This window comes from Methylobacterium sp. Leaf456, assembly GCF_001425465.1.
Classification (GTDB): domain Bacteria; phylum Pseudomonadota; class Alphaproteobacteria; order Rhizobiales; family Beijerinckiaceae; genus Methylobacterium.
The window spans coordinates 318,047-337,905 of record NZ_LMQV01000044.1 but is presented as its reverse complement, the minus strand read 5'-3'; the positions used below and the strand labels follow the sequence as shown (position 1 = coordinate 337,905).

The 19,859-nt window shown below is 70.4% G+C and carries 17 protein-coding genes; 12 read left to right on the top strand and 5 right to left on the bottom strand.

Translation table 11 applies throughout. From position 1 onward, the window contains the following. The first annotated feature begins 97 nt into the window (after nucleotides 1-97). Genes ASG52_RS25420 through ASG52_RS27730 form a run of 3 tightly spaced genes read left to right on the top strand, consistent with a single transcriptional unit; the run spans nucleotide 98 to nucleotide 2,636 of the window. Nucleotides 98-1,411 carry a pilus assembly protein gene (locus ASG52_RS25420; RefSeq protein ID WP_056249704.1) on the top strand — a complete coding sequence of 438 codons (1,314 nt, stop codon included), beginning with the start codon at nucleotides 98-100 and terminating at the stop codon, nucleotides 1,409-1,411. Further along, nucleotides 1,408-2,010 carry a TadE/TadG family type IV pilus assembly protein gene (locus ASG52_RS27735; protein ID WP_056249698.1) on the top strand — a complete coding sequence of 201 codons (603 nt, stop codon included), beginning with the start codon at nucleotides 1,408-1,410 and terminating at the stop codon, nucleotides 2,008-2,010. Before ASG52_RS25420 ends, ASG52_RS27735 begins: the two co-directional genes overlap by 4 nt. Continuing rightward, on the top strand, nucleotides 2,010-2,636 hold the full coding sequence (locus ASG52_RS27730; RefSeq protein ID WP_056249694.1) for a TadE/TadG family type IV pilus assembly protein: 627 nt from the start codon (nucleotides 2,010-2,012) through the stop codon (nucleotides 2,634-2,636). The genes ASG52_RS27735 and ASG52_RS27730 overlap by 1 nt, the downstream gene beginning before the upstream one ends. A 49-nt stretch (nucleotides 2,637-2,685) precedes the next feature. Here ASG52_RS27730 and ASG52_RS25405 read toward each other — a convergent pair whose 3' ends face one another. After that, nucleotides 2,686-2,886 carry a hypothetical protein gene (locus tag ASG52_RS25405; protein ID WP_056249692.1) on the bottom strand — a complete coding sequence of 67 codons (201 nt, stop codon included), beginning with the start codon at nucleotides 2,884-2,886 and terminating at the stop codon, nucleotides 2,686-2,688. A 244-nt stretch (nucleotides 2,887-3,130) separates the two neighbouring features. On the opposite strand from ASG52_RS25405, the gene ASG52_RS25400 reads away from it, so the two are divergent. Beyond that, nucleotides 3,131-4,306 (top strand): MFS transporter, encoded by a 1,176-nt coding sequence (locus tag ASG52_RS25400; RefSeq protein WP_056249689.1) that lies wholly within the window; start codon nucleotides 3,131-3,133, stop codon nucleotides 4,304-4,306. Here the strand turns inward: ASG52_RS25400 and ASG52_RS25395 are convergent. Beyond that, nucleotides 4,299-5,291: a threonine-phosphate decarboxylase gene (locus ASG52_RS25395; protein ID WP_056249965.1), complete on the bottom strand. Its 993-nt coding sequence runs from the start codon at nucleotides 5,289-5,291 to the stop codon at nucleotides 4,299-4,301. The genes ASG52_RS25400 and ASG52_RS25395 overlap by 8 nt on opposite strands. A gap of 4 nt (nucleotides 5,292-5,295) precedes the next feature. Here ASG52_RS25395 and cbiB point away from each other — a divergent pair, with 4 nt between their 5' ends. Continuing rightward, nucleotides 5,296-6,291 carry an adenosylcobinamide-phosphate synthase CbiB gene (cbiB, locus tag ASG52_RS25390; RefSeq protein ID WP_056249685.1) on the top strand — a complete coding sequence of 332 codons (996 nt, stop codon included), beginning with the start codon at nucleotides 5,296-5,298 and terminating at the stop codon, nucleotides 6,289-6,291. Nucleotides 6,292-6,514: 223 nt separating this feature from the next. Then, on the top strand, nucleotides 6,515-7,615 hold the full coding sequence (locus ASG52_RS25385) for a DUF3616 domain-containing protein (RefSeq protein WP_056249679.1): 1,101 nt from the start codon (nucleotides 6,515-6,517) through the stop codon (nucleotides 7,613-7,615). Here the strand turns inward: ASG52_RS25385 and ASG52_RS25380 are convergent. Beyond that, nucleotides 7,591-9,057, bottom strand: a complete 1,467-nt coding sequence (locus ASG52_RS25380) for a cobyric acid synthase (protein ID WP_056249963.1) — start codon at nucleotides 9,055-9,057, stop codon at nucleotides 7,591-7,593. The two genes, ASG52_RS25385 and ASG52_RS25380, sit on opposite strands and share 25 nt — an antisense overlap. A 386-nt stretch (nucleotides 9,058-9,443) precedes the next feature. Here ASG52_RS25380 and ASG52_RS25375 point away from each other — a divergent pair, with 386 nt between their 5' ends. The 6 genes from ASG52_RS25375 to ASG52_RS25350 all read left to right on the top strand — a co-directional run bounded on the left by ASG52_RS25375 (nucleotide 9,444) and on the right by ASG52_RS25350 (nucleotide 17,501). Then, a complete protein-coding gene (locus tag ASG52_RS25375; RefSeq protein ID WP_056249674.1) occupies nucleotides 9,444-10,706 on the top strand; it encodes an FAD-dependent oxidoreductase in 1,263 nt (420 codons plus the stop codon). 9 nt (nucleotides 10,707-10,715) lie between these two features. After that, complete coding sequence (ppk2, locus tag ASG52_RS25370) at nucleotides 10,716-11,627, top strand: polyphosphate kinase 2 (RefSeq protein WP_056249671.1); 912 nt, start codon at nucleotides 10,716-10,718, stop codon at nucleotides 11,625-11,627. A 192-nt stretch (nucleotides 11,628-11,819) separates the two neighbouring features. Next, nucleotides 11,820-14,183, top strand: a complete 2,364-nt coding sequence (rnr, locus tag ASG52_RS25365; RefSeq protein ID WP_056249667.1) for a ribonuclease R — start codon at nucleotides 11,820-11,822, stop codon at nucleotides 14,181-14,183. 29 nt (nucleotides 14,184-14,212) lie between these two features. Continuing rightward, nucleotides 14,213-14,701: a DUF983 domain-containing protein gene (locus ASG52_RS25360; RefSeq protein WP_056249960.1), complete on the top strand. Its 489-nt coding sequence runs from the start codon at nucleotides 14,213-14,215 to the stop codon at nucleotides 14,699-14,701. 31 nt (nucleotides 14,702-14,732) lie between these two features. Continuing rightward, nucleotides 14,733-15,425: an NUDIX hydrolase gene (locus ASG52_RS25355; RefSeq protein ID WP_286159166.1), complete on the top strand. Its 693-nt coding sequence runs from the start codon at nucleotides 14,733-14,735 to the stop codon at nucleotides 15,423-15,425. Nucleotides 15,426-15,548: 123 nt separating this feature from the next. Further along, nucleotides 15,549-17,501 carry a methyl-accepting chemotaxis protein gene (locus ASG52_RS25350; protein ID WP_056249661.1) on the top strand — a complete coding sequence of 651 codons (1,953 nt, stop codon included), beginning with the start codon at nucleotides 15,549-15,551 and terminating at the stop codon, nucleotides 17,499-17,501. A gap of 169 nt (nucleotides 17,502-17,670) precedes the next feature. Here ASG52_RS25350 and ASG52_RS25345 read toward each other — a convergent pair whose 3' ends face one another. Continuing rightward, the gene (locus ASG52_RS25345) at nucleotides 17,671-18,546 is read right to left on the bottom strand and encodes an SDR family oxidoreductase (protein WP_056249656.1); all 876 of its coding nucleotides are present in this window, start codon (nucleotides 18,544-18,546) and stop codon (nucleotides 17,671-17,673) included. 127 nt (nucleotides 18,547-18,673) lie between these two features. After that, nucleotides 18,674-19,843 (bottom strand): tRNA epoxyqueuosine(34) reductase QueG, encoded by a 1,170-nt coding sequence (gene queG / locus ASG52_RS25340; protein ID WP_286159173.1) that lies wholly within the window; start codon nucleotides 19,841-19,843, stop codon nucleotides 18,674-18,676. Nucleotides 19,844-19,859: the final 16 nt, after the last annotated feature.

The following is a 19,859-nucleotide window of genomic DNA, read 5'->3' as shown; positions in this document are numbered from 1 at the left end:
AGGGATAGGCCCGATTCCGGAACAACCGTTTAAACGTTTCTCAATCGGCAGCGAATACAAGCCAGACGTCCGTCTTATCGAAGTCTTCGCCGCCGCCATGCCCCGCTTTCACAGATTCAAGCGCCTGCGCCAAGACGACCGGGGCTCGCTGCCGGTCATCCTCGCAGTGATGATGGTGCCGCTGGCCGGTATCGTCGGCGGGGCAGTCGATTTCGGTCACGCCGTCTCCGAGCGAACTCGCCTCAACACGGCGCTGGACGCCGCGGCGCTCGTCGCCGCCCGGGCGGCGCAGGACGCCGACGCCGCCGGCAAGTCGGACACGGAGATGCGTACCATCGCCGAGAAGGCCGGCGCCGACTACTTCAACGCGATGAAGAACCTGCCCAAGGACGCCGCCGGGCGGGTCGAGGTCGCGATCGCCGACCGGGTCGCCACCATCAGCGCGAGCTACACGGCGTCTATGCCAACGACGATGCTCGGCGTGCTGGGCGTCAAATGGTTGCCGATCAGCAGCAAGGCATCCTCGACCGTCAGCCTGTCGCCGCTGGTCGACATCCACCTGCTGATCGACGTATCGGGCTCGATGGCAATCGGTGCGACCGCCGCCGACATCACCAAGCTCCAGGGCCGCTTCGGCTGCGCCTTCGCCTGCCACGACGGCGTGCCGGTCATCGACACGGTGACGACCGGCCCTTGGTACAACCGGAAGACCACAACCACCACCTACGCCGATTCGTTCGACTGGGCGCAGAAGAACAACGTCAGCCTGCGAATCAATGAGATCAATAAAGGCATCTCGGACTTCGTGGACAGCTTGCTCGCGCAGCCGTCGTCGAGCAAGCGGCTGCGTATCTCGGTGCATTCATTCAGCAACGACCTCAGCCAGATCGTGGCGCTGACCTCGGTGCTCGGCACCGCCAAGTCCGCGCTGCCGAAGACGCCGAGCGCGTCCGGCGAGTACGATGGCGCGACCCATTTCACCGAGAATATGCCGGCCTTCGCCAACTTCGTCGGCAAACCTGGCGACGGCACGACCAAGCCGCAGAAGCTCGTCATCATCGCCACGGACGGCGTGCAGGACCCCAACCGCACTTGGACTTGGAACACACCGCTGCGGGCCGATGTCCGGCCGTTCGCCCCCAGCGATTGCCGCAAGCTCGATCCCAACGTGCAGGTCGGCGTACTCTACGCGCCCTACATCGACCTGTCGCCGGATTGGGGCTACCTCGCCACCCTCGGGCAGCCGAGCCAGATCGGTAACAGCGGCACCCGCTTCAACGACATCGTGCCCCAACTCAAGGCCTGCGCGAGCACGCCGAAGCTGTTCATCGACGCCTCCACCGCGACCTCGATCGGGGACGCCTTCAAGGCGCTCTGGGACACCTACAAGCTCGCGAGGCTCTCGAAATGAGCCCACAGGACGATCGACAACCCGCCCGCCGCCGCTTCGTTCGCGACGAGGGCGGCGCCTACGCCGTCGAGTTCGCCTTCTTCGGCTCGCTCCTGATCGCGGTGATGCTGATCCTGATCCAGTACGCGGTCGTCCACCTCGCGCGCCAGAACCTCGAAGCCTCGCTGCAGGTCGCGACCCGCGCCCTGCTCACGGGCTCGTTCCAGTCGACGAATGGGCCGACGCTGACCGCAGCCGATACGCTGAAGAACCTGCGCGCGCTGATGTGCGGCAGCAGCGGCGCCCCGGCCGTGTTCTTCAAGTGCGACAACCTGAAGATCGACGTGCAGATTTCCTCGACGGGCTTCGATACCAATGCCTGGAGCGCCTCCGCGGTCGATCCGAGCACCAAGACGTGGTCGAAGACCTTCGGCACCAATTTCCAGTGCCCCGGCTCCCAAAACGTCGCCATCGTGCGCGCCGCGGTCAAGCTGCCGCTGGTCGCGCCGCTGTTCCTCCAACTCGGCATGAAGAGCTTTGGCGACGGAGCCGTGCTGCTGCAATCGGCCTCCGTGTTCCGGGTCGAGCCCTACAACAAGAGCCCCACCGGAGCCTGCTGATGCGCTTCGTGCCCCATCGGCCGGAAGGCCGCTTCTCCGAGGACGAATCCGGCATCGCGACGCTCGAATTCGCGATCCTCGTGCCGCTGCTGCTCCTCTTGGTCTACGGCGTCGCCGAGTATGTGAACGCTGCCGATCACCGCAACAAGGTCAGCGCTCTGGCCCGAACGCTGGCCGATCTGACTTCACAGAATACCTCCAAGCAGGTCACGACGGATACAATGACGGACAACCTGCGCGCGGCCGGGCCCGTCCTTGCCCCATTCAACCCCGCGCTGGCGACGATCCAGATTTCCGCGATCGGCGTGAACGCGAACAGCGCGAACTTCATTTGCTCGACATGGCCGAAAACAGGCGGCCTGCGCACCGTCGGCAAAGACACGACGCTCCTCGTGCCGACGAACTTCCAGCGGGCCGGAGCACGCTACATCCTCGCCGAGGTGCAAATGGACTACAAGCCGCTCTTCAGCACGATCATCAACCGACTGCTGAAGACCGCCAAGTTCAATTTCAAGTGGTCGGAGAGCGTCTCCTGGCCGATCCGCGGCGGCCAGAGCCTCGGCACCGGCCTTGATGCCGAGGTCGTGTTGCCGGACGGCTCGGACTGCAAACCAACGGCGACCTAACGGCGCAACGCCGCGGAGCCGTCAGGCCGAAAGAATTCCTCGGGCGGGATCAATCCTCCGAGCGCCCGCCCGCGAGCGCCGCGATGTCGGCGCGCTCGCGCCAATCGGTCACGCCGTGGTTGCGGGCGAAGCGGATTTCGGCGGCGCGCAGCGCCCGCCCGGCATCGCGCGCCCGGCTGATGTCGACATGGCCGACCGTGAACGGAACCCCAAAGATCTCCTTCGCGAACTGGATGCGGTAGCTCGACATGCAAGGCTCCCTGGTGTCGTGAACGTGTCGTGCGCCCCCGCGGACGAGGCGGTCGGCCGCGCGTCGCGGCGTCCCGGCCCGATCCGCCCGATGCCCCTGGCCCTTGGCCCCTGACGGATCGAGGGCTTTCCGGGCGGTCGTCGGAAAAGCGCACAAAGGACATATAGGCAACCGGCGCGCGCATGCCAGCGTGGCCGCGGGCCGGGCTGGCGCGACGCAGCGTCTCCGGCGTAGAGCGCGCGGTATGCAGACTCCCTCGCGCGACCTCTCCCGGCCGACCCGGATCGGGCTGACCCTGATCGCGGGCGGGGCGGTCGCCACCATCTATTACAACCAGCCGCTGCTCGCCGTGCTGGTGGCCGAGTTCGGCGAGCGGGCGGCGCTGCTGGTGCCGACCGCCAGCCTCGTCGGCTACGGGCTCGGCATCCTGTTCCTCGTGCCGCTCGGCGACGCGCTGCCGCGCCGCGACCTGATCGTGCGCCAGCTCCTCGGGCTGGCGCTCGCCCTCTTCGCGGCGGCGGTCGCGCCGAACCTCGCGGTGCTGACGCTCGCCAGCCTCGCCATCGGCGTGCTGGCCTGCGCGGCGCAGCAGGCGGTGCCCTTCGCCGCCGAACTCGCCCCCGACGCCACCCGCGGGCGCATCGTCGGCGGAGTCATGACGGGGCTGCTCTCCGGCATCCTGCTGGCCCGGACCGCGAGCGGGCTCATCGGCGCCCATTACGGCTGGCGCAGCGTTTTTTTCGTAGCGGCCGTGGTGTCGGTGGCGTTGGCGGGCGTCGCATGGCGCACCTTGCCGCGGATCGTGCCGACGCAGCGCCTGCGCTATCGCGCCCTGATGCTCTCGCTCGTCCATCTGGTGCGGACGCAAGCCGTGCTGCGCAAGGCCAGCCTGACCCAAGCGCTGCTGTTTGCGAGCTTCAACGCGTTCTGGGCAACGCTGGCGCTGCTGGTCGAGGCGCCGCCCTTCGGGCTGACCGCCGCGGGCGCCGGACTGTTCGGCGTCATCGGCGTGGCGGGCGCGCTGATCGCCCCGTATTCCGGGCGCTACAGCGACCGGCGCGGGGCGCGGCCCGTGGTGATCGCGGGCAGCGGGTTCGTGGCCGCCGCCTTCGCCGTGCTGGCGCTTGCCGGGCAGACCTCGCTCGTCGCGATCGGGATCGGCGTGCTGCTCCTCGATATCGGGCTGAACGGCGCGCTCATCGCCAACCAGACCCGCGCCTACGCCCTGGTGCCCGGCGCGCGGGGGCGCATCAACACCGTGCTGTTCACCGCGATCTTCGTCGGCGGAGCGGCGGGTGCGTTCGCCGGCTCGCGCGCCTTCCTCTATGCCGGCTGGCCCGGCGTCTGCGCGGTGGGTGGAGTCTGTGCGCTGGCCGCGCTCGCCGCGGCGCTGCTCGACCGGGGCAAAGCAGCTATTTGAGAACGCGCGAAATCCGGCACCACGCCGCCTTGTCCGGCGGCAGGCCGAAGCGCAGCTCGTCCGGCCGCTCGGGGAAACGCCGGACGTAGATCCCGGCCTCGCCGAGCCGGCGAAAGAGCCCGGGCCCGTCCTCGTAGACGGCGGTGCGGAACAGGACTGTCCCGCCGATCACCCGGCCGCTACTGCGAAGAATCATGCGATCGAGGCGGGCGGCGTCATGGCCCCGCGCTTCCGCCGCCTCCCGGCGCCAGCCCGCATCGGGGAGCGCGAGACAGCCCGCCGCGATGGCCGGGCCCGAGACCGCCCAGGCCCCGAGCGCCGCCTCAAACCGCCGGACCAAAGCCGGCTCGGCGAGCGCAAAGCCGAGCCGCAGGCCCGCGAGCCCAAAAGTCTTGCCGAAGGAGCGCAGCACCACGAGGCCGGGGCCGGGCACGGCCGGCTCGGTGTCCTCGAGGTCCGCAAAAGCCTGATCCAGCACCGCGAGCCCGCCCGGTGCGACCGCGCGGCGAAGCTCTTGCGGCGAAAACACCCGTCCGTCCGGGTTGTTGGGGCTCACCGCCACGACGACGTCCGCGCCTTCCGCACCCGCGAGATCGGGCACCATCTCGACCACGTGCCCGCCCCGCACCCAGGCGGCCGCGTGCTCGGCATAGGTCGGGCCGACCACCGCGACGCAGGTTTTTCTCGGAATCAGCCGCGGCAGCGTCTCGATCAGGATCTGCGTGCCGGGCGCCGCCGCGACGTGGTCGGCATCCGGCGCGCCGTAGGCCTCCGCGGCGGCCCTCTTCAGCCGGGCGAGGTCGTCGGGCGAGGGCAGGCGGTGGAGTGCGCTGGCCTCGAACGGCGGCAACGGGTAGGGCACCGGGTTGATGCCGGTCGAGAGGTCGATCCACGGCTCGGGCGCCGCCGGAAACAGCCGGCGCGCCGCGCCGAGATCGCCGCCGTGCGGGATCACCTCCGGCCCTTCCTCCACGCCGCTCCCCATCGAGATGCCCTGGACCGCCCTGACCCACCCGCCCGACGCCCTCGGCATCCTCGCGCTCGCGCTGCTGGTCGAGGCTCTGTGCGGCTATCCCGACGGCCTCTACAGGGCGCTCGGCCATCCTGTCACCTGGATCGGCCGGTTGATCGCCCGGCTCGACGCTGGGCTGAACCGCGGGGAATTCAACGCGCGGCGCCTTAAGGGCGTGCTCGCGCTGCTGGTGCTGCTCGCGGTCGTGGCGGCCTTCACCCTGGCGCTGACGGCGCTGGCCGGACTCGTCGGCGAGATTTTCGGCATCCTGATCCTGGCTTTCCTCGCGGCCAGCCTGCCGGCGCAGCGCAGCCTGTTCGTCCACGTGAGGCGGGTCGCCGCCGCGCTCCGGCACGAAGGACTGGCGGGCGGGCGCCGCGCCGTCTCGATGATCGTCGGCCGCGATCCCGAGAGCCTCGACGAGGCCGCGGTCTGCCGCGCCGCCATAGAGAGCCTGTCGGAAAACTTCTCCGACGGCGTGGTGGCGCCGGCCTTCTGGATCGGCGCCGGGGGGCTGACCGGCGGGGCGCTCTACAAGGCGATCAACACCGCCGACAGCATGATCGGCCACCGCACCCCGCGCCACGAGGCCTTCGGCTGGGCCGCCGCGCGCCTCGACGACCTCGTCAACCTGCCGGCCTCGCGCCTGACCGCCCTCCTCCTGATCGCCGCCGCTTCCCTCGACCGCGACGCATCCGCCGGCGCGGCCTGGCGGGCGGTGCGCCGCGACGCCCGCCACCACCGCTCGCCGAACGCCGGCTGGCCCGAAGCCGCCATGGCCGGCGCGCTCGGCCTGCGGTTGGCCGGCCCCCGCACCTACGGCGCCACCCGCGTCGAGGATGCCTGGATGGGCGACGGCCGCGCCGAGGCCGGCCCCGCCGATATCGAGCGGGCGCTGCGGCTCTACAGGCGGGCCTGCGGGTTGATGTTCGCCGGGGTCGTGGTGGCCGTTGGCGTAACCTTCGGGCTGTAGGCAATCTCGCAAACACCCCCGTCATTCCGGGGCGCGAAGCGAACCCGGAATCCACGACTGGCCGCGACGCCTCGTACAGCCGCCCATCACGGGTGGATTCCGGGTTCCGCTACGCGGCCCCGGAATGACGGTGCTGGGTTTGATGACGGTGCCCAGTTTGGGAACGCCGCGCGTTGACACCACGCCGCCCCGCCCCCGACACTTCACGAAGCCACATCGGATCATGCTGTTGCGTTCGTTCCTCCGCCTCTCGACCGTCCTTTCAGCCCTTTTCACGGTGGCGCCGGCCATGGCCTCCGAGCCGATTTTGCAACCCGATCCGCAAACCTACGAACTCGCGGGCGACCTCTGGGCGCCGGGCAAAGACGAGGCGGGACAGAAGAACGTCGCCGAGGACATCAGCGGCATCGCTTGCATCGATCTGGGGGGCGGCAAGCGGCGCTGCCTGCTGATCAACGACGAGGGCGGCAAGGCGCAGTTCGCCACCATCGAGGACTTCAGGATCGAGCCGAAGAAGCGCGTCGATCTGATCGGCGAAGGCCCGAACCCGGCGACGCTCGGCCGACAACCGAAGGAGCCGGGCTGCCCGGATCCCAGACAGAGGTTCAAGGAACTCGACGGCGAGGGCGTGGCCTATGCCGCCCCCTACTTCTACGTCACCGGCTCGCATGGCTGCGCCCGTCGCGCGAAGGCGTTCACGCTCTCGGCGATGCTGCTCGCCCGCATCCGCGTCACGGCCGACGGCAAGGCCGACGTCGCCGAGGGCGCGGAGCCGGAGGGCGCGGTCGAGACCACGTGGCGGCTCGGCGATGCGCTGGCGCGGGCCGAGACCGTCGGCGCCCACTTCCTCAAGGACCTGACCGACGAGAACGGCCTCAACATCGAGGGCCTCGCGGTCGTCGGCGACGACCTCTATGCCGGCCTGCGGGCGCCCTCGCTCGACGGCAAGGCGTTCCTCGTCGCCGTGTCGGTGGAAGCGTTGTTCGCCAAGGGCCATGAGCCCTACGCCGGCACGCCGCGGGTGATCCCGATCGAGGTCGGCGAGGGGGCCGGCATCCGCGACCTGACGGTGCTGCCCGATGGGCAACTGCTCGTGCTGACCGGCCCGGCCCAGTTCCAGGACGTGCCCTACCGCCTGTTCCGCTTCGACCCGAAGGGCACGGCGACGCCTGTCGCGCTCGGTCGCCTCGCCCCGCTCGACGAATCGGAGAAGCGCGGCAAGCCCGAGGCGATCACCCTCGTGGGCGGGGACCGCGTGCTGGTGTTCTTCGACAGCCTGAGGAACGGCGCGCCGCGCAGCTACACCGTCCCCGGCCGGCGGTAGGGCTCGGCGAGCGCCAGCAGCCGGTCGCAATCGAGATGCGTCTCCAGATGGTCGGCGAAGCGGTCGAGCACCGTCTCGATGCCGGCCTCGTAACTCTCGGACGAGGCCGGCGCGCCGAGCCGGGCGAGCCACGCCGCCCGCTGGCGGTCGTCGGAAAACAGCCCGTGGACATAGGTGCCGGACACGAGCCCGTCGGCCGAGACCGCGCCGTCCGGCCGCCCGTCGGCGAAGCGCAGAAGCGGTTTTTCGGTATCCGGCCCGGTCGTATCGCCGATATGCATCTCGTAACCGGTGAAGGGTGCGCCGTCGCTGACCGTCGCGCCGGTCACGGCGACGAGGCGCTTTTCGCCCCGCATCACCGTCTCGATATCGAGCAGGCCGAGGCCGGGTAGGTTACGCGGCGCGCCCTCGATCCCGTCCGGGTCACTGATGCTGCGACCGAGGATCTGGTAGCCGCCGCACAGCCCCAGCACCGGCCGTCCGCGCCGCACATGGGCCAGGATGTCGATGTCCCAGCCCTGGGCGCGGACGAAGGCGAAATCGTCGATGGTGGTTTTTGATCCCGGCAGCACGATCAGCGCGGCCTCCGCCGGGATCGGTGAACCGGGGCGTACGAAGGCGACCGCGACGCCCGGCTCCTGCCGCAGCGGGTCGAGGTCGTCGAAGTTGGCGATGTGCGGCAGCACCGGCACCGCCACCAGGGGCACGCCTTGACGGGCGCGCTCGGGCGCGTCGAGCGCCACCGCGTCCTCCGGCGGCAGGCGGGCGGCGTCCGCGAAGAACGGCACGAGGCCGAGCGGGGCCCAGCCGGTGCGCGCGGCGATCAGCGCCATGCCGTCGGCAAACAGCGTCGGGTCGCCGCGGAAGCGGTTGACGATGAAGCCGCGGATCATCGCCGCGTCGTCCGCCTCGATCACGGCTTGCGTGCCGACCAAGCTGGCGATGACGCCGCCGCGGTCGATGTCGCCGACCAGCACCACCGGCGTGCCGGTGGCGCGGGAGAACCCCATATTGGCGATGTCGCCCCGGCGCAGGTTCACCTCCGCCGGGGAGCCGGCGCCTTCGACCAGCACGAGGTCGGCCTCCGCGGAGAGTCTTTCGAAGCTGTCGAGGACGGACGCCATCAGGCGCGGCTTCCAGCTCTGGTACTCGCGCGCCTTGGCGGTGCCGATCATCCGCCCCTGCACCACCACCTGCGAGCCGACATCGCTCTGCGGCTTCAGCAGCACCGGGTTCATGTGCACTGACGGTTCCACCCGCGCGGCCCGCGCCTGGAGCGCCTGCGCCCGGCCGATCTCGCCGCCATCCGCCGTGACGGCAGCGTTGTTCGACATGTTCTGCGGCTTGAACGGGCGCACCCTCAGGCCCCGCCGGGTGAAGGCGCGGGCGAGCCCCGCCACCAGCAGCGACTTGCCGACATCGGAGCCGGTGCCCTGGATCATCAGGGCGCGGGTCACGGGAAAGGGCTCGTGGATGGACGCATCCGCCTCGAATGGCACCAAGGGGCCGTGCGGTCGAGGGTTTCGCGGCAGTACCGGTGCGCGGCAAGAAAACGAATGCGCCGTCATTCCGGGGCGCCGCAGGCGAACCCGGAATCCACGCCTGGCCGCAGCGGGTTGCAGGGCGTCGCATCACGGGTGGATTCCGGGCTCCGCTACGCGGCCCCGGAATGACGGCGGAGGGGTGTGAAAGAAGTACGGAAGTCCTGTCTGCGCACTCTGCCAAGTCGCGCGACGGCCACGTCCGGCCTACCCCTTGCCCCACCGCCAGCACGGCAACCCGAACCGTCCCATGCCGGGGCGACGCGTTCCGCCTCGGATCAAGCGCGATGCCGATCGAACGACCCGGCGACCTTGAGCCCATCGATGTCGCGGTGATCGGCGCCGGGCTCGGCGGCACCGCGGCGGCCTCGCTGATCGCGCGGGCCGGGCACTCCGTCGCGCTGATCGATTCGCACGCCGTGTTCCCGCAGGAATTCCGCGCGGAAAAGCTCGGGGGCGCGCATTGGGCGCTATTCGAGCGGCTGGGTCTCGCCGAGGCCGCGCGCCCGGCGCTCACGGGGATCGGCTCGATCGACATCCATCGCCCCGGTGCGCGGCCCCTGCGGCGGGTCGCCGACGAGTACGGCTTCGCCTATTCCGACCTCGTCAACGCGCTCCGCGCCGGCCTGCCGCCGGGGGCCAGAGTGCAGGTCGGGCGCGTCGAGGCGCTAGAGACCGGGCCGGATCGGCAACTCGTGACGCTGGCCGACGGGAGACGCATCGCGGCCCGCCTCGTGGTGGTCGCCACGGGGCTCGGCGACAGCGTGCGCCGCAAGGCCGGAATCGGTCGCGTGATGAGCCGGTCCGGCCATTCCCTGTCGCTGGGCTTCTTCCTCGACCGGCGGGCCGCCGCCTACCCGTTCGAATCGCTGGCGTGGTACGGGCGCGGCCCGTCCGACCGCACCGCCTACCTCACGCTGTTTCCCGTCGGGGACGCGATGCGGGCCAACCTGTTCGTCTACCGCGAGGCGGGCGAGGACTGGACCCGCGCCTTCCGCCGCGAGCCGGCCCCGACACTCGGCGCACTGCTGCCGGGGATCGAGCCGGCCTGCGGCGGGCTCGGCATCGCGGGCCGGGTGCAGGTGCGCCCCATCGATCTCACCGTCTCCGAAGGCTATCGCCGCGACGGCGTGGTGCTGCTGGGCGACGCGTTCTGCACCACCTGCCCGGCGCCGGGCGTCGGGGTGCGGCGGGTGCTCACCGATGTCGAGCGGCTAGCCCAAGTGCATCTGCCGGGCTGGCTCGCGAGCCCCGGCATGGATGCCGTCAAGATCGGCGCCTTCTACGACGACCCGGTGAAGCGGGCGAGCGACGCGGCGGCGATCCGGGCGAGCGTGTTTTCCCGCGCCATGGCGGTCGAGCCCGGGCCCCTCTGGACGGCGCGGCGCCTGCGTAACGGCTGGGTGCGCCGAGCCGCATCCCTGTTCGGTACCCGGATCGCCGAGGTGCTGCCGGATTGGCCGCCGACGATGATGGGACCGGACAAAAGCTTCGCCGGCCTGTCACATGAGGGTGCTCTAAGCGGCGGGACGAACGACCCCCGACCTTGAGCCCCGACGATGAGCGAAGACGGCAGCCGCCTCGGATACGATGAACTCGAAGCGATCCGCCGCGAGATCGCCGACAGCTACGACGAGGAATGGGAACTCGACCTCGACGAAGCCCGCCTCGACCGCCTGGAGGCCGGCGCGGGCGACGGCATCGACCGGCGCACCTACTTCCGCGAGCTGCTGCGGCTCCAGCACGAGCTGGTGCGGCTGCAGGACTGGGTGAAGGCCGAGGGCCTGCGCATTGTCGTCCTGTTCGAGGGGCGCGATTCGGCCGGGAAGGGCGGGGCGATCAAGCGCATCACCCAGCGCCTCAACCCCCGCATCTGCCGCGTCGCCGCGCTCCCCGCGCCGAGCGAGCGGGAGCGGACGCAATGGTACTTCCAGCGCTACGTCAGCCACCTGCCGGCCGCGGGCGAGATCGTGCTGTTCGACCGCTCGTGGTACAACCGCGCCGGCGTCGAGCGCGTGATGGGCTTCTGCACGGAGGCCGAGGTCGAGGAGTTCTTCCGCTCCGTCCCCGAATTCGAGCGGATGCTGGTGCGCTCCGGCATCGTGCTGGTGAAGTACTGGTTCTCGATCACCGATGCCGAGCAGGCGATGCGCTTCCGCATGCGCATCCACGATCCACTCAAGCAGTGGAAGCTCTCGCCGATGGACGTCGAGTCGCGCCGCCGCTGGGAGGACTACACCCGCGCCAAGGAGGACATGCTGGCCCGCACCCACATCCCGGAGGCGCCGTGGTGGGTGGTCGAGGCGGTGGACAAGAAGCGCGCGCGCCTCAACTGCATCAGCCACCTGCTCGATCAGGTTCCCTACGGCACCGTCGCGCATCCGCCCGTGGTGCTGCCCGACCGGGTGCGCCACGCCGACTATCTGCGCCATCCGGTACCGCCGGAGATGTTCGTTCCGGCGCGGTACTGACGGAGCGAGGCGGGCAGGGAAGCGAGCATCCGGGAGCGGGATGACTTCGGCGAAACTGTTGGTGCAGCAATCCGAACCGTTGTGGCGTTGCCGATAAAGGCCCATGTTGGGCGCACATCACGGTCCCGCACCGTTCTCACCCCTTCAGATGACCCCGGCGCCTTCCAGAAAGATGCCGCGGCGGACCCCTCCTTGGCCAGACGCATCGATCCGCAGGGCAAGCGCCCGCCTCTCCCCACCCGCGAGCAGATCCTCGCCTTCGTCGCGCAGACGCCCGGTCCCGCGGGAAAGCGCGAGATCGCCAAGGCCTTCGGTCTCAAGGGCGCCGACAAGATCGGGCTGAAGGCGATCCTCAAGGAGATCGAGGGGGACGGCGCCCTGGAGCGCCAGCGCGGCGGCTTTCGAAAAGGCGGCAGCCTGCCCGACGTGGTCGTCGCCGACATCGTTTCGCGCGACCGCGACGGCGATCTGGTGGCGCGGCCGGCGCAGTGGGAGGGCGAGGGCGAACCCCCGAAGATCGTCGTCGAGCTGCCGCGGGCGGGCCGCCAGGGCAACCGCCCGGCGCCCGGCATCGGCGACCGGGCGCTGATCCGCGTCGCGCCCGACGGCGAGGCGGCGAACCGCTACACCGGCCGCATCATCAAGGTGATCGGCAAGAACCGCTCCGAGATCGTCGGCATCTATCGCGCCGGGCGCGACGGCGGCCGCATCCTGCCCGTCGACAAGAAATCCCAAGGGCGTGAGATCGCGATCCCCCCCGGCGAGGAGGGCGAGGCGCGCGACGGCGACCTCGTCAGCGTCGCGGTGGAGCGCGAGACCCGCTTCGGCCTGCCCCGCGGCCGGGTGCGCGAGCGGCTCGGCGCGCTCGGCAGCGAGAAGGCGGTGAGCCTGATCGCGCTGCACGTCCACAACATCCCCCACGTCTTCCCGGCGGCCGTGCTGGCCGAGGCGGACGAGGCCAAAAGCGCGACGAAGCGCGGGCGCGAGGATTGGCGCAAGGCGCCGCTCGTCACCATCGACCCGCCCGACGCCAAGGACCACGACGACGCGGTGATGGCGCAAGCCGATCCCGATCCGGTCAATGCGGGCGGCTTCGTCGTCACGGTGGCGATCGCGGATGTCGCCGCTTACGTGCGCCCCGGCTCGGCGCTCGACCGCGAGGCGCTGCTGCGGGGCAACTCGGTCTACTTCCCCGACCGGGTGGTGCCGATGCTGCCCGAGCGCATCTCGAACGATCTCTGCTCGCTGCGCCAGGGCGAGGACCGCCCGGCCATTGCGGTCCGCATGGTGATCGGCGCCGACGGGGTGAAGCGCTCGCATACGTTCCACCGCATCCTGATGCGCTCGCACGCCAAGCTCGCCTACGCCCAGGCGCAAGCCGCCATCGACGGCAACCCCGACGAGACGAGCGGGCCGATCCTCGATTCGGCGCTCCGCCCGCTCTACGCTGCCTACGAGGCGATGAAGCGGGCGCGCGACGACCGCGGGCCGCTCTCCCTCGATCTGCCCGAGCGCAAGGTGCTGCTGACGCCGGACGGCGGCGTGGACCGGGTGATCGTGCCGGAGCGGCTGGAGGCGCACCGGCTCATCGAAGAGTTCATGATCCAGGCCAACGTCGCGGCGGCCGAGACTCTGGAGAAGGCGAACTCCCCGCTGATCTACCGCGTCCACGACGAGCCGGCGCTGGAGAAGATGCGGGCGCTCTCAGAGGTGCTCGCCTCCATCGGCATCAAAATCGTCAAGGCCGGAGCGCTGAAAGCCTCGCTGTTCAACCGCATCCTGGCGCAGGTGGCCGAGAGCGAGCACGCCATCTTCGTCAACGAGGTGGTGCTGCGCTCCCAGGCCCAGGCCATCTACGCCGCGCAGAATCTCGGCCATTTCGGGCTGAACCTGCGCCGCTACGCCCACTTCACCTCGCCGATCCGCCGCTACGCCGACCTCATCGTCCACCGCGCGCTCGTGCGCACCTGCAATCTCGGCAAGGACGGGCTCCCCGCCGACACGACGCCCGGCATGCTCGATGCCGTCTCCGAGCAGATCTCGGGCGCCGAGCGGCGGGCGATGGCGGCCGAACGCGAGACCATCGACCGGCTGATCGCGGGCTATCTCGCCGACCGCGTGGGCGCGACCTTCGAGGGCCGCATCTCCGGCGTCACGCGCGCGGGTCTCTTCGTCAAACTCGCCGAGACCGGGGCCGACGGCTTCGTGCCCGCCGCCACCATCGGCGCCGACTTCTACCGCCACGACGAGACCCTGCACGCGCTGGTCGGCGACCGCACCGGCGAGACGTACCGCCTGGGCGATCCGGTCGAGGTGCGCCTCGTCGAGGCCGCGGCGGTGGCCGGCGCCTTGCGCTTCGAGATCCTGTCCGAGGGGCGCAGCCGCTCCGGCGGGGCGCGCCGGCCCGGCGCGACCAAGCCCGGCAAGGCGAAGTTCGGGTCCAGAGCGAAGATCGACAAGGCGAAATCCGCCCAATCCCGGCCTGGCCGCGCTCCCGCAAAACCGCCAGCCACCGAGGGCGACGGGTCGCGGCGTCATCGCGGCTCGCGCCGCTGAGCCGGAGCGGCTAGGGTCGGATCATGGATATCGAGGCTTTCCCCCCGCCGGACGCGGCGGCCGCCACGCGCACACGTCTGGTCCCGGCCATGGCCCGCGGCTTCCTCAACCGCTGCCCGCATTGCGGGAAGGGCAAACTGTTCGGCCGCTTCCTGAAGGTGCGGCCGGAATGCGAGGCTTGCGGCCTGTCGATGGAGGGCCACCGGGCCGACGACCTGCCGCCCTATCTGGTGATTTTCATCGTCGGCCACATCGTCGGCTACCTCGTTTGGAAGTTCGAGATAGGCTACGACGTGCCGCCCTGGCCGCTCTGGGTGTCGTGCACGGTCTGGCCGCTACTCGCCGTCGTCATGGCGCTCGGCCTGCTCCAGCCGGTCAAGGGCGCGGTGATCGGGCTGCAATACGCGCTCGGCATGCACGGTTTCGGCGTGGCGCCGCCCGTTCTCGGCGCAGGGGAGAGGCGCGGCGGTGAGGCAGGAACCCGAACAGGCATCACTCCCGGACTCGGCAACGCCTGAAGCCCCCTCCCCGGCTCCCGCCAAGGAAGTGGTGAAGACCGCGGCGCTCCGCCCGCGCGAGGCCGCGACGCTGATCGTGCTCGATCGCTCCCGCAAGGCCCTGCGGGTGCTGATGGGGAAGCGCAACGCGCGGCTCGCCTTCATGGGCGGCAAGTTCGTCTTCCCCGGCGGGCGGATCGAACCGTCCGACCGGCAGATGCCGGTGGCCGGCGCCCTGTCGCAGCGGGCCGACGACGCCCTGCGGGCGAAATTGCCCCGCGCCCCGCACCATCTCGGCCGCTCGCTCGCGCTCGCCGCCATCCGCGAGACCTACGAGGAGACGGGCCTCCTCATCGGCACCCGCGATTACGGCCCGCCGGAGACGGCGCCCGAGGGCGCGTGGCAGGCTTTTCTGGAGGAGGGCGTGATGCCCGATCTCGAAGGCCTGCATCTCGTGGCCCGCGCGATCACCCCGCCCAAGCGCCCGCGCCGGTTCGACACCCGCTTCTTCGCGGTGGACCGCAAGAGCGTGACCGCCGAGCGGCCGGGCCTCGTCGGGCCGGACTCGGAACTCACCGAACTCGCCTGGGTGAGCCTCGACGACGCCCGGAAACTGGAATTGCCGCGCATCACCCGGATCGTCCTCGACGATCTGGAAGGCGCGGCGCAGGCGGGCTTCCCGCCCTACCGGCCGATCCCGTTCTACTTCGAGCGCCACGGCAAGAGTCTGCGCGAGGACATCTAATGTCCGACACCGTACGGTTTGGCAGCGACAAAATGCATCAAATGCTGCTGTTCGCCCAAACCGTAGGGCGACCTTAACGCGATACCCGGCATTCGAGGGCGACAACGTCAGCCCGGATCAAACATGCTCGCCTTCAGGGGCCGCTCCAGCGCCAACGCCCAGCTCGAGGCGCTGCATCGCTCCCAGGCCGTCATCACCTTCGCCCTGGACGGCACCATCGAGGAGGCCAACGCGAACTTCCTCGGCCTGATGGGCTACCGCCTCGATGAGGTGCGCGGACGCCATCACCGGATGTTCGTCGCGCCCGAGGAGGCCGCCGCCCCCGCCTACGCGGCGTTCTGGGAGGGCCTGCGGCAGGGCGCGTTCCAGGCCGCCGAATACCGGCGCATCACCAAGGACGGGCGCGAGGTCTGGATCCGTGCGACCTACAACCCCGTGCTCGACGCCCGCGGCCGACCGTTGAGGATCGTCAAGTTCGCCCTCGACGTTACCGCCGAGCGCCTTGCGTCGGCCGAATCCACCGGCCAGCTCGCCGCCATCGACCGGTCGCAGGCGGTGATCCAGTTCGACCTCGACGGCACCATCCGCCACGCCAACGCCAACTTCCTCGCCGCGCTCGGCTACGATCTCGCCGAGGTGCAGGGCCGCCACCACCGCCTGTTCGTCGATCCGGCGGAAGCCGAATCGGCGGAGTACCGCGACTTCTGGCAGGCCCTGGCGCGGGGCGAGTACCGGGCCGGCGAGTTCCGGCGCCGGGCCAAGGACGGCCGCGATGTCTGGATCCAGGCGAGCTACAACCCGATCCTCGATCTCGCCGGGCGCCCGTTCAAGGTGGTGAAGTACGCCAGCGACGTGACCGCGGCCAAGACCGTGGCCGCCGACATGGCCGGACAGGTCGAGGCCGCGCGCCGCTCGCAGGCAGTGATCGAGTTCGGCATGGACGGCACGGTGCTGGACGCCAACGAGAATTTCCTGAGCGCCATGGGCTACACCCTGGCCGAAGTGGTGGGTCGGCATCACAGCCTGTTCGTGACGCCGGACTACGCCCGCAGCGCCGCCTACGCGGCGTTCTGGGAAGGTCTTCGGGAGGGCCGATTCAGCTCGGCCGCCTATCAGCGGGTCGGCAAGGGCGGGCGGGAGGTCTGGATTCAGGCCTCCTACAACCCCGTGCTCGATGCCGCCGGGCGGCCGGTGAAGGTGGTGAAATACGCCTTCGACATCACGCAGAGCATGACGGTGCGCTCCAGCGCGCTCGCCATGGCGGAGCAGACGCTCGGCCGCGTGCGCGGGGTCGCGGCGGCCTCGGAGGAGATGCACCGCACCTCGACCGACATCGCCGGGCAGATGGAGCGCTCGAACCGGGCGGTCGGCGAGATACAGGAGCGGATGGCGGCGGCGGGCCAGCTCTCGGAGCGGCTCGGAGCGGCGGCCTCCGCGATGAACGGCGTCGTCGAGGCGATCACCTCGATCGCCGACCAGATCAACCTGCTGGCGCTCAACGCCACCATCGAGTCCGCGCGTGCCGGCGCGGCGGGCCGGGGCTTCGCCGTGGTCGCGACCGAGGTGAAGAGCCTTGCCGAGCAGGCGCGGGCGGCGACCTCGCGTATCACCGGCGAGATCGGGGCGATGCAGACGGTGTCGCGCGAGGTCGGCGAGGCTTTGTCCTCCACGGCCTCGGTCGTCGACACGGTCCAGGACTTCATCACCCAGACCGTCACGGCGAGCACCCAGCAGCGCGCCACCACCGGCCAGGTCAGCGCCGACATGCAGGCGACCGCCGAGACCGTGGCGAGCTTCGCCGAAAAACTCGATTCGTGGAGCGTCGGCCTGGAGGAGCGCCGGGGCGACGACCGGGTGCGCCGCCTGATGCCGATTCGCGTCAGCTTCGTGCCGGAGCGCGGCGGCGAGCGGACCGTCGCGGCCGTGCTGCTCAACCGCTCGAAGACCGGTGCCAAGCTGTCGATCGAGGATCGGACCGTGCCGGACCGCCTCACCCTGCACCTCCCCGGCGAGCCGCCGCGGGCGTGCGAAGTGGTACGGCGGATCGGCGAGGAGTTCGGCGTGCGGTTCGTGTAAGCCCTTAGTTTCGATCAGCAAATCATCCCACCCAACCCCCTCATCCTGAGGTGCCGCGAAGCGGCCTCGAAGGAGGGCTCCAGGGATCGCGCGATCCCTTGGAGCCCTCCTTCGAGGCTCCGCCTTCGGCTGCGCACCTCAGGATGAGGGGGTTGGGTGGGGGCGGCCGTCAGGCCTCCCGCTCGGCATCGGCGACGAGCACGGCCAGCCCCTCGCGATAGGTCGGGAAGCTCAGATTCACGCCCAGCTCCTCGCGGATCAGGTGGTTTCGCACCCGCTTGTTCTCGCCGTAGAAGCTGCGGGCCATCGGGCTGAGATCCGCCGTCTCGAAATCGACCGCGGGGGGCAGCGGCAGGCCGGTGAGTTCGGCCGCGTACTCGATCACCGTCTGGGGCGGGGCCGGCTCGTCGTCGGTGACGTTGTAGACCGCGCCGTTGCGCGGGCGCGCGATCGAGGCCGCGAGCGTCGCTGCGATGTCGGCGACGTGGATGCGGTTGAACACCTGCCCCGGCTTGACGATGCGCTGGGTGCGCTTGTCCCGCAGCTTCACGATCGGGTTGCGGCCGGGGCCGTAAATGCCCGACAGCCGAAACAACTGCACCGCCTTGCCGGTCTTATGGCCGAAAGCGAGCCATGCCTCCTCGACGGCGAGGCGTTCCCGCGAGCGGGCGCTTTTCGGAGTGGCGGGCGTGGATTCGTCGATCCAGGCGCCGTCCTGGTCGCCATAGACTCCGATGGTCGAGAGGTAGCCGATCCAACGGATGCGGCTTTTGGCGATGGCCGCGCGGTAGCGGGCGAGCGCGGTGTCGCCGCCGGGGCCCGGCGGGGCGGAGACGAGGAGGATGTCGGTGTCGGCGAGGTCGTCCGCGATGGCGGAATCGTCGGCGTCGGGGCCGAAGGCGCGCAGGGTGAATCCGGTCTCGGCTGCGATCTTTTCGGCGCGCGCGGCCTCCGTCACCGTCCCGCGGACTTGGTCGAAGCGGGCTCGCTCGGATTCGGCGAAATGCCGGGCGGAGAAGCCGAGGCCGAAGACGAACAGGTTCATGCGCAACGGGTCTCCGTGGGAAACGCGCGAAGCTACCGGCTCCGACAGGGCCGGTGAAATCGCGGGCTCTCCTCCCCCTGTGGGGAGGCGGTGGGAGGTGGGGGTAGTGCAGGAGGCACCGTGGCGTTCAATCCTGAACCACCCCCACCCCTGCCCCCTCCCCACAAGGGGGAGGGGAAGAGTTCTGCGGATGCCGAGCGGCGGTCCATTCCGCCCTCACATGGGCATCGGTTTCGGCTTGGCCATGGGCGTCGAACAGCGCCCCGAGTTGCGCGGGCGGAAAAAGCCGGCCGCAGGCCCACACCGCGGCGCCGCGCACGACCGGGTCCGGATCGGCGAGGCAGCGGGCGGCGTCCTCACCGAGGGACATGTTTCCGGAATTGCCGATGGCGATGAGCACGTTGCGCAGGATGCGGTCGCGGCCGGTGCGCTTGATCGGGGTGCCGGCGAAGAACGCGCGGAATCCCGCCTCGTCGAGCCGGGCCAACTCGGCGAGCGGCGGCGCCGCGAGGTCGGTCCGTGCCGCCATGCGGGTCTCCCGCGCGCGTTGCGCGAACTTGTTCCAGGGGCAGACCGCGAGGCAGTCGTCGCAGCCGAAGATGCGGTTGCCGATCTTTTCGCGGAATTCCGTCGGGATCGGCCCGGCATGCTCGATCGTCAGGTAGGCGATGCAGCGCCTTGCATCCAGGCGGTAGGGCGCCGGGAAGGCGTCGGTCGGGCAGGCGTCGAGGCAGCGGCGGCAGGAACCGCAATGGTCGCTCTCGGGCGGATCGACGGCCAAGTCGGCCACACAAAAAATCGCGCCGAGCATCAGCCAGTTGCCGTGCTCGCGCGAGAGCAGCACCGTGTGCTTGCCCTGCCACCCGAGCCCGGCGGCCTGGGCCAGCGGCTTCTCCATCACCGGGGCGGTATCGCAAAACACCTTCACCGGGCGACCGGAGCGGGCCGAGAGGAAGCCGCCGAGTTCCTTCAGCTTGCCCTTGATGACCTCGTGATAGTCGCGCCTTTGCGCGTAGGTCGCGATGGCGCCGCACTCCTTCTGCGCCAGCAGGGCGAGCGGGTCGGCCTCCGGGCCCGCGTTCATGCCGAGCACGATCACGCTGCGGGCCTCGGGCCACAGCACGGCGGGGTCGGCGCGCTGCTCGGCGCGTTCCTCCATCCAGTCCATGCTGCCGTGATGCCCGTCGGCGAGCCAAACGGGCAGGCGCGCGCGGGTGAGCGGCACCGCATCGGGCCGGGTGACGCGAAAGCCGTCGAAACCCAGCTTCTTCGCCCGCGCCTCGACGACCTCGCGCAGCGCGGCGCCGTCCAGA